A 17,056-nucleotide genomic window follows, 5' to 3' on the forward strand; every position below is an offset into this window, starting at 1 on the left:
AAGCCGTAAGCCGTAAGCCGTAAGCCGTAAGCCGTAAGCCGTAAGCCGTAAGCCGTAAGCCGTAAGCCAATGATGCCAAACGCTTCTCGGAACCGTGTAAAGATTCCTTCGCTTATCGCTTATGGCTCGTAGCTCAGTCTTCCGCCAGCGAGGGCAGCAATACCTTGAGTTTTCGCGTCAAGGTATTGCGCCCCCAACCCAGCAACTCTGCTGCTTCCCCTTTACGCCCGCCGGTATGCTTGAGAGCCGTTTCGATCAGGATCTTCTCGAAGTCTGGCACGGCCTCTTCAAGCAAGTGAGTATGGCCGGCGGCCAGGGCATGGTCAGCCCAGTTGCGAAAGGCCTCGCGCCAATCCCCGGAGACGGTACTACCATCGCCCTCGGTCAGCTCTGGCGGCAGATCCTCGACCAGAATCTCTCGTCCAGAGGCCATCACCGTCAGCCACCGGCAAGTGTTCTCCAGTTGTCGTACGTTACCGGGCCAGTCGACCCGCGTCAGGTGGGCTTCGGCTTCCGGGGTCAGCACCTTGACGTCAGTGGACAATTCTCGTGCCGCCTCGGCCAGGAAATGACGGGCCAGGCGAGGAATATCCTCGCGCCGCTGGGCCAACCTTGGCAGGTGTACACGGATCACATTGAGCCGGTGGAACAGATCTTCACGAAAACGCCCATCGGTAACCAGAGATTCCAGATTCTGGTGAGTGGCAGCGATGATTCTCACATCGACACGTACTGGTGTGTGACCACCCACTCGGTAAAACTCGCCATCGGCCAGCACACGCAGCAACCGAGTCTGGGTCTCCGCGGGCATGTCGCCGATCTCATCGAGAAACAGGGTGCCGCCGTCAGCCTGCTCGAAGCGCCCTTGGCGCTGGCCACCGGCACCGGTAAAGGCGCCTTTCTCATGGCCGAAAAGCTCTGACTCGATCAGGTCTCTCGGAATCGCCGCCATGTTCAAGGCGATGAAAGGACGTCCCGATCGCGGGCTATGCTGGTGGAGGGCACGGGCAACACGCTCCTTGCCGGTACCAGACTCTCCATTGATCAGCACAGTGATATGGGAATGAGCCAGGCGGCCAATGGCGCGGAAGACTTCCTGCATGGCCGGTGCTTCGCCGATGATCTCGGCATCCAGCCCTTCGGGTACGCTGACCGGACGTTGGCGTTCACGTGCATGAGCCACCGCACGCCGCACCAGAGCCAGGGCCTCATCCACATCAAATGGCTTGGGCAGATACTCGAAGGCACCTCCCTGGTAGGAGGCCACGGCACTATCCAGGTCAGAGTGAGCGGTCATCACGATGACCGGAAGATCCGGATGTATCTCGCGCACCTTGGCCATCAGGTCAAGACCATCGATGCCAGGCATGCGAATGTCCGTCACCAGCACATCGGGGGGATCCTGCAGCAGCCGATCAAGTAACCGGTCGGCACGGTCGATGGTTTCGACGTTGAGGTCGGGCTGAGCCAGGGCGCGCTCCAGCACCCAGCGAATGGCACGATCGTCGTCGACGATCACAACGCGTGCAGCATCAGTCATGACGCTTCTCCAGTGGAATCAGCAGTCGAAATTCAGTGCGTCCTGGTTCGGAATCGCATTCGATCAGCCCACGGTGCTGGTGCAGAATCGATTGGGCAATGGACAGTCCCAGTCCACTGCCTTCCGCACGACCAGACACCATGGGGTAGAAAAGGGTTTCATGCAGTTCGCTGGGAATGCCGGGGCCGTTGTCGGTCAAGCTCAACTCGCACACCAGACGGTGACGCTGGGCACCAAGAGTAAACTGGCGTCGGGCTCGGGTTCGCATGATCAGCGTTGGAGATGATGTGCCCGATTCGGTCAGGGCCTGGACCGCATTACGCGCAATATTGAGCACAGCCTGAATCAGTTGAGCCTCGTCACCATGCAGCTCCGGCAGGCTGGGGTCATAATCCCGCTGGATATTTACCGATGGCTCTTCGGCCAGTACCAGAGAGCGTACGCGCTCCAGTACCTTGTGTACGTTGAGAGGCTCATCATGCCTGATCCGGTTGGGTCCCAGCATCGAATCGACCAGATCACGCAGCCGATCAACCTCTTCGATGATGATGTGGGTAAACTCCTTGAGCTGCGGCGCATCAGCAAGATCTCGTTCAAGCAGTTGTGCGGCCCCTCGAATCCCCCCAAGTGGATTCTTGACCTCGTGGGCCAACCCCCTGGCTAGAATCTTCATGCTTTCCTGACGCGACTGCAGAGCTTCTTCCCGGGAAATTCTCAGCAGCCGGTCGAGTGGCTGCATCTCCAGCAGCAGTTGATCAGCAGACAGAGGGGTCACGGTATAATCCACTGTCAGGATCTCTCCTCCGGCGATACATAAGCGTGCTTCACGCTGGGTATAGGGGTGCAAGGCGTCCCGAGACTTGGCCAATACTTCACCGATATCGTCTTCTCCTGCCAGCAGATCAGGGAGGTACTGGCCATCAAGCCGACTAAGGCTCAAGGCCAGCAATGATTCAGCGGCCGGATTCATCCAGGTCAGTCGAAGCCCACCATCAAGCAACAACACCGCTGTGGAAAGATGTTCAGTGATGCCCTGAATCATGCCTTTCAAATCTCCTGTGCAACATGCGCACACCATTTGCCGGCCACTCGCCTTTCTCCCCATCCGGATGCACTACCTTGTACATCCAATCTTTACTGCCGGTGCATCAACAACCGCTTGATGCATATCACTTCATGGCAGCTGTCTATAAAGAGTTAGCAAGAACTGGGCCAGCTCAAAAATGCCGTGGCTGTGCCAAAGTGGCGCTTCTATGCACCATGGTAGTGCACCACTATGGTGCATCACCATGATTACCGCTCCCAAATGTGCCGTCTTGTGGTAAGGCAACGTAGCCAGGCCGGGCAAAAATAAAGCGGACTCCGCATTGCGGAGCCCGCTTCCATATGGATTCGACATCACTGATGAGGCCGGTTACTGCCTGACAGTTCAGCTTCCACCGCTGTCTTTAACAGCCGTCTTTAGCAACTGTAGTACATGTCGAACTCGACCGGGTGGGTCGCCATGCGAATGCGTTCGACGTCCTGGGACTTGAGTTCGATGTAGGCATCGATCATGTCGTCGGTGAACACTCCACCCTCGGTGAGGAAAGCGCGGTCAGCATCCAGAGCTTCCAGAGCCTGGTCCAGGCTCTCGGCCACGGTCGGGATGGCCTTGCCTTCTTCCGGCGGCAGGTCATACAGGTTCTTGTCCATGGCATCGCCAGGATGAATCTTGTTCTTGATACCGTCGATACCCGCCATCAGCAACGCTGCAAAACACAGATAGGGGTTAGCTGTCGGATCAGGGAAACGCACCTCGACACGCTTGGCCTTGGGGCTGGAAGTGTACGGGATACGAATGGAAGCAGAACGATTACGCGCACTGTAGGCCAGCATGACCGGCGCTTCGAAGCCCGGCACCAGACGCTTGTAGGAGTTGGTCGACGCGTTGGTGAAGGCGTTCAGTGCACGAGCGTGCTTGATGATACCGCCGATGTAGTACAGCGCCATTTCTGACAGGCCGGCATACTGATCACCAGCAAACTGGTTGACCCCATCCTTCCAGAATGACTGGTGAACGTGCATACCACTGCCGTTATCGCCCACCAGCGGCTTGGGCATGAAAGTCGCGGTCTTGCCGTAGGCATCGGCAACGTTGTGCACGACGTACTTGAGCGCCTGCACTTCGTCGGCCTTCTTCACCAGAGTGTTGAAGGCAACACCGATTTCGTTCTGACCAGCGTTGGACACCTCATGGTGGTGAACCTCGACCTTCTGACCGATGGCTTCCAGGGTATTGCACATGGCACCACGGATATCGTGGAAGCTGTCGACCGGGGGAACCGGGAAGTAGCCGCCCTTGACCCGCGGACGATGCCCCAGGTTGCCGCCTTCCACGGCACGATCAGTCGACCAGGCACCTTCCCCGGAAGAAATCTTGTACATGGCGCCTTCGATGTCGGCCTTCCAATGAACTTCATCGAAGATGAAGAACTCGGGCTCGGGGCCAAAGAAGGCGGTGTCACCCAGGCCAGCAGATTGCAGATAGGCCTCGGCGCGCTTGGCAATGGAGCGCGGATCACGCTCGTAGCCTTGCATGGTGGCCGGTTCGATGATGTCACAGACCAGCACCACAGTAGTGTCTTCGGTGAACGGATCGAGATAGGCAGTGCCATCTTCCGGGCGCAGAATCATGTCGGACTCATTGATGCCCTTCCAACCAGAGATGGAGGAACCATCGAACATCTGACCGTTTTCGAAGAACTCTTCGTCCACGTCACGGGCAGGAATAGTGACATGCTGCTCTTTACCACCGGTATCGGTAAAACGCAGATCGACCCACTTCACATCATGTTCTTCAATCAGGGCAAGTGTCTTTTCTGACATGCGGTCCTCCAGTTGAGCTTGTCTCGTAATCAAGGGCTCGTAGTTGGGTGCTCAGGTAGTTAGGTGCTCGCAGTTCAAGAAGCCTGGGTTCAAGAAGCCGGGTTCAAGAAGCCGAGTTCAAGAGCTTGGGTTCGAAAACAGTATTCAAAGCCAAGCTCGAATGTTCCGACGGATCGGCCATACGCCATGGTTGCCGCTTCCAGAGCAGGGGTTCCTCTACTCTTTCGGAGTAGCGGATCTGTTGTAGCACGCTACCGGGCGGCTGCCCAAGGTCACCTGTGCGACACGATCTCACTTGTCATTCACAATGCAGGCTGCGTGCCAGATTTGCACCACCAAGGGTAGAAAAACTTCAACCAACTGATTTTATGAATTATTTATTTTTCCTTCGTGCGCCACGATGGTTCAATCCGGGCCTTATGGGTATTGTGGCCATGAAATTTCTGCCATCAAAGCACCAACATGGTGCATAAAAGGGCAAAAAGCACCATATCGGGGCATACCCCTGCCGAAGAGTCCTGAATCCCGAGGAGCGTGCAGGCACACATATGTGTGACGTTACACAAAGCCTGCTAACTTTCCCACTGGAACTAAATGCAACTCAAATATACACTTGCTTACATGTTGTATTCATGTTGCTCTACGGCAGCGACCTACCTATATGGAGCGTCGTCGTGTACTTCAGCCTGATCATCGATGCCAGATCCTCGGGAAATGCCCTCGATCATCTACTCTGCCAGGCGTCCAGGGTAGCTTCTCTATATTCTGGCCACAGTGAAATCCTGGTGGTGGACGACGGTGTGCTTGATCGGCGGCTTTCGAGACCAGACATCCCTCACGAGAAACTGGACAACTGTCGCATCATTCACTGTTACTCAGATTCACTGGGGCAGCGGCTCAACCTGGCTGCCGCCTATAGCCGTGGGCGCATGCTGGGATTCTGCTTTTCCGAATGTGATCCGGACTGGGGAAAACGCTTGGTGGCAGCCACCGACGGCGACCAGAAGAACAGTGCCATTGCCCCTCGCCAGGCTCGATGGGGCTGGTGCCCATGGCGCTGGCGAAAGGGGGGAACTCCTCATGCTCTGGGCGTAGAACGAGAGTGGTTCGATCTCCTTGGCGGCTTCGACCCGATCATGGAAAAGGGTGTTCTTCAAGATCTCATCAGCAGGCTCAAGGCTTGCCATGCAAGCACCATCATGCAATACGCCTGACTTTACCCCAGCCTGTATATCCAACAACCTGCTCTAGAGCCACAGCTTCAGGAAACACAGAGCCTATTCAGTGAATCAACGCAGAAAGCGTTCGGGACGAAAAGGGGCAATATCTATCGCAGGCGGCCGCCCCGCCACCAGATCCGCCGTGATCTCGGCGCTTGCCGCAGAGAACGTCCAGCCGAAGATACCGTGTCCGGTATTCAGCAACAGATTGGCATACTTGCCACGTCCAAGTATTGGTGGGCCGTCTGGTGTCATGGGACGAAACCCTGCCCACGGCGTTGCCTGATCGAGCAAGGCGACACCAGGAAAGCGCATGTCGACGGCTTCTTTCAGTGTGTCGATGCGAGAGGCCGGCAAGCATCGATCGAAGTTAGCCAATTCTGCAAAACCCGCCACCCTGACTCTCTGCCCAAGACGGGTGATCACCACCTTGAAGCGATCATCGATGACCGTAGATCGCGGCGCCATGACATCATCCGCCAGGGCTTCATCACTCAATGGCGCTGTGATTGAGTACCCCTTGACTGGATAGATCGGCATGCGCTGCCCTATCAGCCGTCCCAGGGTACGGGACTGACAACCGGCACAAACCACAAAGGCATCTGCAGATAGGGTCATCGCTTCTGAATTCGGCCATGCATCCCGCTCAGAGGCCGACTCCCGTGGCAACACGGAAACATTGACCACTCTCCCCTGACGACACTCGGCATCGACCACCTCGTTATCAAACAGGAAGCGCACGCCCATGGCCCGGCAGTGTGCGGCCAGGGTCTGGGTGAACAAGTGGCAATCCCCCGTGCCATCACCACTGATACGCAAGCCGCCATGTACCGAGCCTCCTCGGCGCAGGCCAGGCTCATGCGCATAGACCTCATCAACCCCCAGCCAGCGATGATCGACGTCCATTTCTTCCAGCAACGGCATCAATGCGCGCAACGTGGACTCCGTCTTCACGTCACTGGCGAGGTCGATCAGCCCTGCATGACCACCATCAAACTCCAGCGCTACCTGGCGCTCGATATCCGCAAAGCACTCGCGGCTGTAGCCTCCTAGCCGGATCAGGGAACGTTCATTGGCTGAAAACAGCCCAGGCGTATAGGCATGGCGCCATGTCTGGGCCAGAAAGCTCAGCGTCCGGGCATTGGGGGGCAGCTTTAGCTTGAAGGGCCCCTTGGGCGTCCACATCCACAGCATGGCTTTACGGACCATGCCGGGATCCGCCCAAGGATAGACATAGCCATAGGAACGCTGGGCCGCATTGGCCCGACTAGTCTCCTGACCAGGCTCGGGCAGGCGTTCAATGACGGTGACGTCGTGGCCATCCCTGGCCAGGCAGTAGGCGGTGGTCACTCCCGTGACCCCCGCACCGATGACGACAATATCCATATCCGTTCCTTAGCGGGCTTCACCTTCAGAGGGCTGAACTGCCGGTGTCGACGCTGTTTCATCTTCTTCTATCCGGGTGATGCGGATGCCGAACATGGCATAGCCAATGGCCAAGGCGACATTGATCAGATTGAAGAAGGCGAATGGCAGATAGCTCAGGGTAGCGACCCCCAGGGTGGCCGCCATATAAGCGCCACAGCTGTTCCAGGGAATCAGGGGAGAAGTGATAGTTCCCCCATCTTCCGTAGCGCGAGACAGATTGACCGGCTTCAGTCCGCGGCGCTGGAACTCGGCACGATACATGCGCCCCGGCAGCGTGACGGAGAGATACTGATCCCCCGTCACCAGATTGGAAGCAAAGCAGGTCAGCACACAGCGAATGATCAAGGACCCTGCACTGTTGGCACCCGCCACAAGCGCTGCCACCAGGCGCTGAAGCATGCCAAGCCGCTCGATGACCCCACCAAAGGCCATGGCCGAAATGACCAGCCACAGCGTGGTCAGCATGCTGCTCATGCCGCCCTTGGTCAGCAGCACATCGATGTTGTCATTGCCGGAATGGGAGACATAGCCATCAAACAGCGCGGTCCACACCCCCTTGACCAGATCAGTGGTGGAGGCAGCATCGGCACCTATCAGCGTCAACACGGCATGAGGCTGGAACACCAGCGCAAAAATGACGCCCAGGGTGGCACCGATGAAGACGGCCGGTAGTGCCGGCATCCGCGCAACGGAAAGTCCCAGCAAGACCAGCACTGGAATCAATAGCTGCGGCCCCAGGTCAAACTGCGCAGCCAAGCCTTCACGCATGACCACAATCTGTTCCGGCGTGCTCATGGCGGCAGAACCATCAAGACCGAGCACCACAAAGCCCACCAACGCCAGGCCCAGGCTCGGCAATGTTGTCCAGCTCATGTGACGAATATGCTCGAACAGATCGGCACCCACCGCCGCTGGCGCAATATTGGTGGTATCGGACAGCGGTGACATCTTGTCACCGAAATAGGCCCCGGAAATGATCGCACCAGCGGTGATCGGCAACGACAGGCCGAAGCCCTCGGCGATACCGATCAGCCCGAGGCCGATAGTGCCTGCCACAGACCAGGAGCTGCCAATGGACAGTGCCACCAGTGCACATAACAGGCAGCACGACGCATAGAAATAGCTGGGCGACACCAGTTCCAGGCCATAATAGATCATGGCTGGTACGGTACCGGCGAGAATCCATACGCCAATCAAGGCCCCGATGGTCAACAGGATGAGCATGGCGGGAATGGCAACATAGATACCATCGGCAAAGCCGGATTCAATACTCTTCCAACTGTGCCCGTTCTTGAGGCCAAAACAGGCAGCGATCATGGTGCCGATCAACAGCACCACTTGAGCTGGTCCCCAGGCGGCATCTGCTCCGAACAACGCCACTGCAAGAATCAACAATGCAATGGTGGCTACTACCGGAATCAGCGCATCGAATAGAGGTAATACATCTGGAGATCGTTGGTTGTCAGGGGTCATGACGAATTAGGCCCGCATTTTGTCGTTGGCTTAGGCGATTCGCTTCGCAAAGGAACCACCGGATAGGTGGTCCTGCGAGAACAGTCGCAGTGCATCTGCGGCAAACAGGTGTACCTGCAGACGCCAAAACCAGGTATCGAAGAAAGCTCAACGCTTTACATGAAAAAGACATAGTCGCTGGAACAGCTTGTCCCAGCGGGAGTTTTTCCCAAAGACGCGCAAGGATACAACGTAGGTAGCAGAGAATCGATCCAACAAAGCTGGTAGCCGTCATCAAGCAGGCTTTATAATGCTGCCCCAATTTTCCCAGCAGGATCCCGTCGTGATCGAGAATCTTCGCAACATTGCCATCATCGCTCACGTCGACCACGGCAAAACCACTCTGGTCGACAAACTCCTCAGCCAGTCCGGCACCCTGGACCGCAAGGCCGAGGGGCAAGAGCGCATCATGGACTCCAACGACCAGGAAAAAGAGCGTGGCATCACTATCCTGGCCAAGAACACGGCGATCCGCTGGACATCCCCGGACGGCCAGGACTATCACATCAACATCGTGGATACTCCTGGGCACGCCGACTTCGGTGGTGAAGTCGAGCGCGTCATGTCCATGGTCGATTCCGTGCTTCTGCTGGTAGATGCGGTAGACGGCCCCATGCCACAGACCCGCTTCGTCACTCAGAAAGCCTTCGATCAGGGCCTCAAGCCGATTGTAGTGGTGAACAAGATCGACCGGCCTGGCGCTCGCCCGGACTGGGTCATCGACCAGATCTTCGATCTGTTCGACAACCTCGGCGCCACCGACGAACAACTCGATTTTCCGATCATCTACTGCTCAGCCCTCAACGGTATCGCCGGTAATGAGCCGGATGAGCTGGCCGAGGACATGACGCCAATGTTCCAGGCCATCGTCGATATCGTCGAGCCGCCCAAGGTCGAGCTGGATGGCCCCCTGCAGATGCAGGTTTCGGCGCTGGACTATTCCAGCTATGTGGGCGTCATCGGCCTTGGCCGTATCACTCGTGGTGCTATCTCGGTCAACCAGCAGGTGGTTGTCATCAACAAGGAAGGCCAGACCCGCCGCGGCAAGGTTGGCCAGGTCATGACTCACCTGGGCCTGGAGCGTGTTCAGACCCAGCAGGCTACCGCCGGCGACATCGTCTGCATTACCGGTATCGACGAACTGGCGATTTCCGACACCATCTGTGACCCGGCTGCCGTCGAAGCTCTGCCGCCCCTGAGCGTTGACGAGCCGACCGTGTCCATGACCTTCCAGGTCAATGACTCGCCATTTGCCGGCAAGGACGGCAAGTTCGTCACCAGCCGCAATATCAAGGACCGCCTCGACCAGGAACTGATCCACAACGTGGCCTTGCGCGTCGAGCAGGGCGACTCCCCGGAGAAGTTCATCGTTTCCGGTCGTGGCGAGCTGCACCTCTCGGTATTGATCGAAACCATGCGCCGCGAAGGCTTCGAACTGGCCGTGGGCCGCCCTGAAGTCATCATCCGCGACATCGATGGTGTCAAGCAGGAGCCATACGAAGAAGTCATCATCGACTGCGAGGAGCAACATCAAGGGTCGATCATGGAAGAGCTCGGCTACCGCAAGGGCGAGCTCAAGAACATGAACCCTGACGGCAAGGGACGTGTACGCCTCGACTTCATCATCCCTGCACGTGGCCTGATCGGCTTCCGTGGCCAGTTCCTGACTCTGACTTCCGGAACCGGCATCCTGACCAGCCGCTTCGATCATTACGGTCCGCTGCGCCCTGAAGCCGCCATCGAGCGCCGCAATGGCGTACTGGTATCCATGGTGCCAGGCAAGGCGCTGGCCTATGCCCTGTATGCTCTTCAGGATCGTGGCAAGCTGATCATCGATCACGGCACAGAGGTCTACGAAGGCATGCTGGTGGGTATCAACAACCGCGCCAACGACATGGTGGTCAATCCGACCAAGGGCAAGAAGCTCGACAACATGCGTGCCTCCGGCAACGATGAGAACATTGTCCTGACGCCTCCGGTTCGCTTTACCCTGGAACAGGCCATCGAGTTCCTCGATGACGACGAACTGGTCGAGATTACTCCCAACCATATTCGTCTGCGCAAGAAGTTCCTGACTGAAAACGAACGCAAGCGTGCAAGCAAGAAGTAAGCTAGCCCAAGGCCGCTGCAGGAACCTGCAGCGGCCTTTCCCCTATGCAGCTTTGCACCGCTCAGGTTGATCAGCCTTAGGCCTGTCAGCTGCTTCTGAATCAAACCATCGCCATGAACCGGCCACGCTTAATTCCACGATGGTGGAGCCGGACTATGCTGAAAGTATCCCTCCCCTCTTCCACGGAGGACTGGCCTAAGCTATGTTCGCTACTTTCATCATCCGCCCATTTCGTGAAACGACTTCACGGCGCCCTTGGCTAAAACATCATGGATTCAGACACAAGGAGAAACATGAATGCATAAACACGTCGAATGGGATGACCCAGGTGCTGATAGTGTCCAGAAATACTTTGCCGACAAGCCTGACGAATATCCGACGGCTCACATCGGCAGTATCGTAGCTGGCCGCTATCATGGCTATTCGGTGCGTGTACGTGTCGAAGCCCGGACCGAAGAAAACGGTGTGAGTGTCAGTATCGGCAACGTGGTCGCGCTTATCTCGGTACGTACAGGGGAGCGCACTCAAGGCATCGGCGACCTGTCCATTGGCGATACTGTACGCCTGCCCGACGATCATCGTGCCCTGGCTCCACATAGCCTTTGAGGACGGCATGCCGCCGCGGCAGCGTCATGTAGTACCGAGGCTCAGGCTTTGTCTGAAAAGCCGACGAGCATCAAGACAGAGCCAGGACCTTGCCTTACGAAGCCTGCCCCTCCTTGGCGCAGGCTTCGTTGCGTTCATCCATCAGGAATCCTGCGACCAGGGCAGGTCAAACTAGATACAGGCCAAACAAATGGCCCCGCCAACGCAGACTAAACGCTTGCTCTCTGGCCAATGGCACCTGCTGTGGCGCAAAGTGAAGAGTATCGGAACACTGCAACGAAGTACTGCAGCGATATACCACAACAACAAATCAAAACAGCAGGACATCTCATGGCTACCATCATCGATGTTCGTCATGTCCATAAAGCCTTCGGTGGCCTGAAGGTCATCAACGATTGTTCCTTCCAGGTGGAACAAGGCTCCATCACTGGACTGATCGGCCCCAACGGTGCAGGAAAGACGACGCTATTCAATATCATCGCCGGAGCGCTCTCCCTGGATTCAGGGCAGGTCATCTACAACGGCGAAGACATCACCAACCACCCTGCCAATGAGCTGTTCCACAAAGGCCTGTTACGCACCTTTCAGATCGCCCACGAATTCACCAACCTCACTGCCTTGGAAAACCTGATGATGGTGCCGCCCCATCAGGCAGGCGAATCCTTGGCCAGGGCCTGGTTTTCTCCACGTCAGGTCTATAAGCAAGAAGCTGAGATCAAACAGCGCGCGCAGGAAGTGATTGAATTTATTGGCCTCAAGCATGTGCGCAATGAATTGGCGGGCAATCTGTCCGGGGGACAGAAGAAGCTGCTCGAACTCGGCCGCACCATGATGACCGATGCCAGGGTCGTGCTGCTCGATGAAATCGCCGCCGGGGTCAACCGCACCCTGCTGGGCGACTTGATGACCAGCATCGAGAAACTCAACCGCGAACTCGGTTACACCTTCCTGGTGATCGAACACGACATGGACATGATCGCCCGCCTCTGTGACCCCGTGATCGTCATGGCACAAGGCACAGTGATGGTCGAAGGCTCAATCGAAGACATCCAGAGCAACCCCGACGTCATCGAGGCCTATTTCGGCGCAGGTGCAGCCTGAGTCAATTACTGCTTTATTAGAAGTAACAAGAAAAGAAGCGACGCCTGTCAATAACAACAATTCGTCAACAACATCACGGATTCCATGGATCGAATGCAAGGCCAGTACCTGCCTTCCTTCCATGATCCCGTAAACCTAGAGACGCAGAGCGATGCCACTACTCGAAGCATGCGGCGTGCATGGCGGCTATGGGGGCATGAACATCCTGCATGGGGTGGATATCTCCATTGAAGCCAATGAGGTTGGCGTCATTATCGGCCCCAATGGGGCTGGAAAATCCACCATGCTCAAGGCCATCTTCGGCCTGCTCCAGGTCACCGAAGGTGAAATCCGACTGCGTGGTACCCCTATCCACAACCAGCCTCCCAATCGCCTGGTGAAACTCGGCATGGGTTTCGTTCCCCAGGAACACAATGTCTTTCCCAGCTTGAGCGTGCAGGAAAACCTGGAGATGGGAGCCTATCTCAAGCCAGGCTCCATCAAGCACAACCTCGGCAATATCTACGAGTTTTTCCCCCCACTGAAAGACAAGCGCCGGCAACCCGCAGGCGAGCTGTCAGGCGGTCAACGCCAGATGGTTGCCATGGGGCGAGCACTGATGGCTGAACCACAGCTGCTGTTGCTCGACGAGCCCACCGCGGGACTTTCGCCCAAGTACGTGCACGAGATCTTCGAGCGGGTGAAAGAGATCAATGCTGCAGGCGTCGGCATCCTGATGGTGGAACAGAATGCCAAGCAGGCCCTGACCATTGCCGACAAAGGCTTCGTCCTGGCAGCAGGCCAGAACCGCTTTACTGATACGGGCCAGGCACTACTGGCCGACCCGGATGTGGCCAGAAGCTTCCTCGGTGGCTGATGCCGCTTCATTTGTTGCGCGGAGATATCAGCGTGAATGAGTTCGTGTTCTTCATCAACAATGTGGTGATTGCCGGCAGCGTCACTGGGTCGATCTATGCCATCGGTGCAGTGGGCATCACGCTAGTGTTCGGGATCATGCGTTTTGCCCACTTCGCTCATGCCGACATGATGACGTTGGGCGCCTTCATCGTATTGCTGCTCACCTCGATGTTTCCGTCCGCAGGGAACGCCGTCGGCATGCCTACGGCCATCGTCATGCTGCCTCCGGCCATCATCAGCACAGCGTTGATCGCGGTGCTGATCGACAAGACCTTCTACAAGCCGATGCGCGTCCATGGGGTAAAGCCCATCGTCATGGTCATTGCTTCCCTGGGAGTGACCTTGATGCTGCAGGGCCTGATTCGCTTGTTCACCGGCACGGGATCCCAGAGCCTGTATGTCGATGATCGTAAAGAGATCTTCCGCTTCGCCGTACCCATTGAAGGAGTGCGCATGCCAGTGGTACTGACCGAGCCCCAGATCTATCTCTTTGTCCTGACGGTCATTGCCGTCACCGCACTGCATCTCTTCCTGTCTCGTTCAAGGCTGGGCAAGGCCATGCGCGCCATGTCCGACAATCCAGACCTGGCCCGATCATCAGGCATCAATACCAACACCATTGTGGCGGTGACCTGGATGATCGTCGGCGGCCTGGCCACCATCGCCGGAACCTTGCTGGCCATGGATGTGACCTTCAAGCCTGACCTGAGCTTCCACATTCTGCTGCCGATCTTCGCTGCGGCCATCGTGGGAGGGGTCGGCCAGCCCTTCGGCGCCATTGCCGGCGGGTTTGTCGTCGGCTTTGCCGAGGCGCTTGCCGTGTTCAACTGGAATGTCCTGTTGAGACCTGTGCACGACAGCTTGCCAACCTGGCTAGAACTCCCCAGCAATCTGGCTTTCGTCGGGACTGAATACAAGATTGTGGTGCCATTCTTCATTCTGGTCGCCATTCTTGTGTGGCGTCCCACCGGCATCTTCAAGGGTAAGGTGATCTAATGAGTGCACATAACCCCCATCGCCGCGAAGTCGCCGTCTCTCCCAGATCTTTCCCGCTCAGGGAATGGATCATGTTGACCGCGGTTGCCCTTGCCGTGGGAGCCGTGTTCCTGAGCATGGGAACCCCCTACAGCGTGCGCATGCTGGTGGAAGCCAGCTGCTACGCCATCCTGGCCCTGGGCCTGACCATCCAGTGGGGCTATGCCGGCCAGTTCAATGCTGGTGTCATGGGTTTCGTCGCTCTGGGCGGCTTTTCCACCATGCTTTTCACCGTACCCGTCAATCATGCTTTCTGGGATAGTGACCTGCCGGGGGAACTGGGTAGAGTACTGCTCTACCTGGTCGCCGCCAGCCTGGCGGTTATTGCAGCCTCCCGCCTGAACCGGCTGGGCTTGCCAAACTGGCTGCGAACCTTCATCACCATCGTGCTGGCACTGGTTCTGTACATGGTGGTGATCAGTCAATTTCGCGCCGTCACCGACGACATCCAGCGCCAGGCAGACTTCATCGGCGGCTTCGGCATGCCAGTATGGCTGGGCTGGGCCGTTGGCGCCGCCCTGGCCGGAGGTGTCGGCTATCTCATTGGCCATATCTGTCTTGGCCTGCGCAGCGACTATCTAGCCATCGCGACGCTTGGCATCGCCGAGATCATCAAGGCCTTTCTCAAGAACTCCGACTGGCTGACCCGGGGCACCGCCACCGTATCCCCCCTGCCCTGGCCAGTCCCTGGTCCTGGCGAGCTGGGTTTCACCCTGGCCCGAGCGGCCTATCTGTCAGTGACGGCGGTGATGATCGCGATCATCTTTGTTCTCCTGCAACGCGCCTATAACGCGCCCTGGGGGCGCATGATCCGGGCGATCCGTGACAATGAAGTGTCTTCTGCGGCCATGGGCAAGGACATCAACCGCCGGCGCCTGGAGATCTTTGTCCTTGGTTGCATATTGATGGGGCTCGGCGGCGCAGCGCTGGGAAGCTTCAATGGCCTTTTCGACCCTCAAGGCTACCTGCCCTTGAACCATACATTCCTGGTGCTGGTGATGGTGATTCTCGGCGGCCCGGGCAACAATCTCGGCACTATCTTTGGCGCCGTGGCGGTATACATCATCTGGATCATGTCAGAGCCACTGGCCCTGTATGTCATGGACCTGGTAACCAGCTTCGGCCATACCCACTTTGGCTGGGATATCCCACGCAACATGGAAAGCCGTGCCCTTCAGGCCCGAGTCTTTGTCATTGGCCTGCTGATCACCGTGGTGTTACGTGTCGCCCCCAAAGGCTTGCTGCCGGAGAAGGTCAAGCACCACGACTGATGATAGGCCCCGACCACTCAGTTCAGTGGCCGGGGCTTCTTTACGCCGATGTTACGAGCATTGGCGTGAAGGGGTGACACCTGAGAACTACTCGACGATACCTTTAGCCGTGAATGTGCCGCCTTCTACCGCCATCTCTTGCACGACACCAGGAACATCACCGTTGTCATCGAAGTCCTGAGTGCCACCAGCACCTTCGTAGTTGATATCCTGACCATCGGCTATCAGTTGCTTGGCCTTTTCCCATTCACCAGGGAGTATGACCTCGCCAGGAGGAGAAGCGACTTCACGCAACGCTGCTGACACGCCTTCACGATCCGCACTGCCGTTCTTTTCAATCGCCAGTGCCAGCAGGAAGGCAGCATCGTAGGCCTGGGCAGCAAACACGGCACTCGGATCAATTTCCGCCTCACCGGCCAGCTCCCGGAATAACTCCGTACCAGGCAACTCGGGACTGCCAGGGCGGGTTGCGATCATTCCTTCAAGCACATCGGCACCCAGGGCATTGACCAGGCTGTCGCCGACCATGCCATCACCACCCACATACTGCGTGAAGGTGCCACTTTCATAGGCCTGACGCAGAACGGTCTGGCCCGAAGTATCGGCATAGGCCAGCACGACAAGGACGGGAGCCCCGGTAGCAGACAGCACTCCCAGCTCACTACGATAATCGGCACGATTGTCTTCGTGGGCGAGATTTTCCAGTACCGAGCCACCTCCGGCCTCGAAGCCTTCCTTGAAAGCCCCGGCAAGGCCTCGCCCGTAGTCGTTGTTGACGTATGTCACCGCAACTTCATCGATGCCTTTTTCCAGCAATAGCTTGGCCAGCACCTCTCCCTGGTAGGCATCGGAAGGCACCGTACGGAAGACCAGGTCATTGTCATCCAGTGTCGTCACTGCAGGGGCCGTGGAAGCCGGCGAAACCATGGTGACACCGGCGGGAATCGCGACATTGTTGGCCGCTGCCACGGTGGCGCCTGTGCATAGCGCACCAACAATGGCCGTGACCTGCTCAGTATTGACCATACGGTCAGCGGCATTGGAGGCGGCTGAAGCATCACCACAGGTAGTATCCCCTGTCGGCATCACTATATCCTGACCATCCAGAAGGCCGCCTTGGGCGTTGACATGGGTGATTGCCAGTTCGGCTCCATCAAAGATGGGCGGTGTCAGGGTTTCGATTCCCCCGGTAAAGCCTCCCAGAAAGCCGATCTTGACCTCGGCATATGCCATGCTGCCAATAGCCAGAGTGGTCGCAGCGACCGCTGCTGTCAGTACACGCTTGTTCATGATTGTTATCTCACTCGTGGTTGTACTGAGGTTGTACGTACTCCTTCAATCTGGAAGGCACATGGACAAAACACAAGTTCGTCCACCAACGTTTATTCGGCAGTCCTTCTATACTGCTTTCACCCTTACTGCTCTCACCTATCGCCAATACCGTGCAGATACTGATCGTTGACACCGG

General features: G+C 57.3%; 13 protein-coding genes. 7 read left to right on the forward strand and 6 right to left on the reverse strand.

The window, feature by feature from the left end:
* Positions 1–133: 133 nt before the first annotated feature.
* The 3 genes from ntrC to glnA form a co-directional block, all read right to left on the reverse strand.
* Entirely contained in the window at positions 134–1,540 is a 1,407-nt protein-coding gene (gene ntrC / locus Q1K07_RS15765) for a nitrogen regulation protein NR(I) (protein ID WP_300312909.1), read from the reverse strand.
* The gene (gene glnL / locus Q1K07_RS15770; protein ID WP_300312910.1) at positions 1,533–2,582 is read right to left on the reverse strand and encodes a nitrogen regulation protein NR(II); all 1,050 of its coding nucleotides are present in this window, start codon (positions 2,580–2,582) and stop codon (positions 1,533–1,535) included. The genes ntrC and glnL overlap by 8 nt, the downstream gene beginning before the upstream one ends.
* A gap of 419 nt (positions 2,583–3,001) precedes the next feature.
* On the reverse strand, positions 3,002–4,408 hold the full coding sequence (glnA, locus tag Q1K07_RS15775) for a glutamate--ammonia ligase (RefSeq protein ID WP_149286689.1): 1,407 nt from the start codon (positions 4,406–4,408) through the stop codon (positions 3,002–3,004).
* A gap of 674 nt (positions 4,409–5,082) precedes the next feature.
* Between glnA and Q1K07_RS15780 the strand changes: the two genes are divergently transcribed.
* Positions 5,083–5,622 carry a hypothetical protein gene (locus Q1K07_RS15780; RefSeq protein WP_300312914.1) on the forward strand — a complete coding sequence of 180 codons (540 nt, stop codon included), beginning with the start codon at positions 5,083–5,085 and terminating at the stop codon, positions 5,620–5,622.
* Positions 5,623–5,697: 75 nt separating this feature from the next.
* Here the strand turns inward: Q1K07_RS15780 and Q1K07_RS15785 are convergent, their stop codons facing one another.
* On the reverse strand, positions 5,698–7,014 hold the full coding sequence (locus Q1K07_RS15785) for a D-amino acid dehydrogenase (protein WP_300312917.1): 1,317 nt from the start codon (positions 7,012–7,014) through the stop codon (positions 5,698–5,700).
* 9 nt (positions 7,015–7,023) lie between these two features.
* On the reverse strand, positions 7,024–8,529 hold the full coding sequence (gene nhaC / locus Q1K07_RS15790; protein WP_300312920.1) for a Na+/H+ antiporter NhaC: 1,506 nt from the start codon (positions 8,527–8,529) through the stop codon (positions 7,024–7,026).
* Positions 8,530–8,818: 289 nt separating this feature from the next.
* On the opposite strand from nhaC, the gene typA reads away from it, so the two are divergent.
* The 6 genes from typA (at position 8,819) to Q1K07_RS15820 (ending at position 15,588) form a co-directional block, all read left to right on the forward strand.
* Positions 8,819–10,678: a translational GTPase TypA gene (gene typA / locus Q1K07_RS15795; protein WP_300312923.1), complete on the forward strand. Its 1,860-nt coding sequence runs from the start codon at positions 8,819–8,821 to the stop codon at positions 10,676–10,678.
* Between the two features lie 297 nt (positions 10,679–10,975).
* Complete coding sequence (locus Q1K07_RS15800; protein ID WP_149286694.1) at positions 10,976–11,284, forward strand: hypothetical protein; 309 nt, start codon at positions 10,976–10,978, stop codon at positions 11,282–11,284.
* Positions 11,285–11,614: 330 nt separating this feature from the next.
* Positions 11,615–12,385 (forward strand): ABC transporter ATP-binding protein, encoded by a 771-nt coding sequence (locus Q1K07_RS15805; protein WP_300312929.1) that lies wholly within the window; start codon positions 11,615–11,617, stop codon positions 12,383–12,385.
* Positions 12,386–12,536: 151 nt separating this feature from the next.
* Positions 12,537–13,241 (forward strand): ABC transporter ATP-binding protein, encoded by a 705-nt coding sequence (locus Q1K07_RS15810; protein WP_300312932.1) that lies wholly within the window; start codon positions 12,537–12,539, stop codon positions 13,239–13,241.
* A 32-nt stretch (positions 13,242–13,273) separates the two neighbouring features.
* Positions 13,274–14,278 carry a branched-chain amino acid ABC transporter permease gene (locus Q1K07_RS15815; protein ID WP_300312935.1) on the forward strand — a complete coding sequence of 335 codons (1,005 nt, stop codon included), beginning with the start codon at positions 13,274–13,276 and terminating at the stop codon, positions 14,276–14,278.
* A complete protein-coding gene (locus Q1K07_RS15820; RefSeq protein ID WP_300312938.1) occupies positions 14,278–15,588 on the forward strand; it encodes a branched-chain amino acid ABC transporter permease in 1,311 nt (436 codons plus the stop codon). The genes Q1K07_RS15815 and Q1K07_RS15820 overlap by 1 nt, the downstream gene beginning before the upstream one ends.
* Positions 15,589–15,675: 87 nt before the next feature.
* Here the strand turns inward: Q1K07_RS15820 and Q1K07_RS15825 are convergent, their stop codons facing one another.
* Positions 15,676–16,881, reverse strand: coding sequence for an ABC transporter substrate-binding protein (locus tag Q1K07_RS15825; RefSeq protein WP_300313133.1), 1,206 nt, complete (start codon positions 16,879–16,881; stop codon positions 15,676–15,678).
* Positions 16,882–17,056 lie beyond the last annotated feature (175 nt).

It is taken from the genome of Halomonas sp. (assembly GCF_029263665.1).
Classification (GTDB): Bacteria; Pseudomonadota; Gammaproteobacteria; order Pseudomonadales; family Halomonadaceae; genus Halomonas.